This is a genomic window from bacterium, assembly GCA_040755795.1.
Lineage (GTDB): Bacteria > UBA9089 > CG2-30-40-21 > CG2-30-40-21 > SBAY01 > JBFLXS01.
In genome coordinates this window covers 1-2242 of sequence record JBFLXS010000552.1, presented here as the reverse complement: position 1 = coordinate 2242, position 2242 = coordinate 1, and the positions used below count along the sequence as shown (strand labels likewise).

General features: G+C 37.6%; 3 protein-coding genes. All 3 read left to right on the top strand.

Annotated features, from left to right (window positions below; all coding sequences use genetic code 11):
• Window positions 1-355: 355 nt before the first annotated feature.
• The 3 genes from AB1414_19565 to AB1414_19555 all read left to right on the top strand — a co-directional run bounded on the left by AB1414_19565 (window position 356) and on the right by AB1414_19555 (window position 2020).
• A complete protein-coding gene (locus tag AB1414_19565) occupies window positions 356-943 on the top strand; it encodes a redoxin domain-containing protein (GenBank protein ID MEW6609612.1) in 588 nt (195 codons plus the stop codon).
• A gap of 69 nt (window positions 944-1012) precedes the next feature.
• Window positions 1013-1636, top strand: a complete 624-nt coding sequence (locus tag AB1414_19560; GenBank protein MEW6609611.1) for a superoxide dismutase — start codon at window positions 1013-1015, stop codon at window positions 1634-1636.
• 129 nt (window positions 1637-1765) lie between these two features.
• Window positions 1766-2020: a hypothetical protein gene (locus AB1414_19555; GenBank protein MEW6609610.1), complete on the top strand. Its 255-nt coding sequence runs from the start codon at window positions 1766-1768 to the stop codon at window positions 2018-2020.
• Window positions 2021-2242 lie beyond the last annotated feature (222 nt).

Below are 2242 nucleotides of genomic sequence, written 5' to 3'. Positions count from 1 at the left end.
ATAAAGATATTAATTTCAGTGTATACATTTAAATTGATTGGTTTCCGTCTTTAACATATTGATATTGCTGGAAAAAAATTGTGTAGCCACACATTTGCAAGGTTTTCTTAATAAAGTCACGCTAGAGCAGTAGGGTGGGTTTTGTTGTTCTCCATAGCATCAATAATAGTTCGACGTTGAGGGATAAGTTTTACCCTCCTGTTTTTTAAGTAGATTATATATAGTTTCAACATCCTTCATATTTACCTCTTGACAAACTAATTTTTATTCATTATTATATAATAATAATTATAAATTATGCTTTTGTCAATAGTCAATATTGGTAATTGTAAAAGATTAAAGGGGGTGTTGTAAAATGCAAGAAGTAAAAGTTGGTGTTCCTATAAATAACCTGGAGTTGGAACTTTACTACCCTAAAAAAGGGGAAGTAAAAAAGGTAAAAACCAGTGACTTCCAAGGTAAGTGGCTGGTTTTGGTCTTCTATCCCGCTGATTTCACCTTCGTCTGCCCTACGGAACTTAAAGATTTAAATGACCACTCCAGAGAAATAAAAAAACTGGGAGAGCTTATCGCTATCTCTACGGATACCGTATACTCCCATAAGGTATTCTGTGAGAGCGAGCAACTCTTGGCCGATCTTGAATACCCCTTAGCCGGTGATGCTAACCATAAAATTTCCTCTATTTTCGGGGTTTTAGACGAAACAAGTGGTCTAGCAAGACGTGGAACCTTTATAATTGATCCGGATGGCGTATTACGTGCAGCTGAAATTAACGATTTCTCCGTTGGGAGAAGAGGTAAAGAGCTATTAAGAAAACTTAAAGCCTTTGACTATGTACGCAAGAATCCTGGTCAAGTGTGTCCTGCGGATTGGGAAGTTGGTAAACCTACAATAACTCCATCGATCAACATTGCGGGAAGAGTGTACGAAGTACTAAAATAAAAAATACAAAACAATATAAATTCGAAATCGGAACAGATTTCGGATTTAAAAACAAAAAGGGAGGTTAACATGCCTAGTAAACTTAATAGTAGAGATCATCTAAAACCTAAAGGCTTAGAGGGTATCTCAGATAAACAGTTAGATTTCCATTTTGATACTCACTACAAGGGCTATGTCACTAAGTACAATGAAATACAGGAACGTTTGGGCAAAGCCGATCTTGCAGGTGCCAATCAGAATTACTCAGAGTTTCGAAGCTTAAAGGTAGAGGAATCATTTAACTACATGGGTATTATCCTCCATGAACTCTACTTTGAGAATTTAGGGAAAAAGGGAGAACCTTCTTCCTCATTTAAAGAAATGGTATGGAAAAAGTTTGGTTCCGAAGAAAACCTTTGGGCTATTTTTAAGGCTACCGGTATTGCTTTAAGAGGCTGGGCAGTATTATCGTTAGATATCTTCACTGGACATCTAATGGTAAATGGGTTAGATGCCCACAACCTCTATGGGTTTATCGGTTCTATTCCCATTATAGTTTTGGATGTTTATGAGCACGCTTACTATGTGGATCAAGGACCAAAGCGAGCCCCCTATATCGACAATTTCTTTAAAAATTTAAACTGGGAAGTGATAAATCGTAGACTAGAGAAAGCATTAGCAAGCTACCAAACTCTTAAGGATTTTATAAAATAGGTTATAGGTTGTCAAGGGAACAAATTAAATCATCTGAGATACTGTGAGAAAGAGAGAATTAGATTCTCCCTCTCTCGGCCTAGAAGAAAAAACGACAACTGCTTCATAGAACAGAAGAACTGGACCCATGTGAAGAAGGTATTAGGGTACTTGAGGTATGATACGGCTGAGGAACTTATCATCATAAATGATCTTTATGAAAATGAACTAAGACTTTACAAGAATCTCTTTCAGCCTGTGATGAAGCTAAAGGAGAAGATAAGGGAAGGAGGAAAGGTTCATAGAAAGTACGACACACCAAAGACCCCTTATCAGAGATTCATGGAGTCAAATCAGATCTCTGAGGAAAAGAAAGGGGAACTGAGGAGATATATCTTTCTCTAAATCCAGCTCAGCTTAAGAGAGAAATAGAAGCCAAATTAGACCGCTTATTTGAGATTTACCCGAAGAAGAAAGGGATATCGATGTTTCAACCTCACAGATGCATATTCCGATGAATCTGGCCACTGATTCTGATTGAAACCGGCCACCTGTCGGAGCGAAGTGACGCTGAATTTTCATTATACCTCAGAGTGGCTGGATTGAGTCAAGGATGACTTTCTTTTC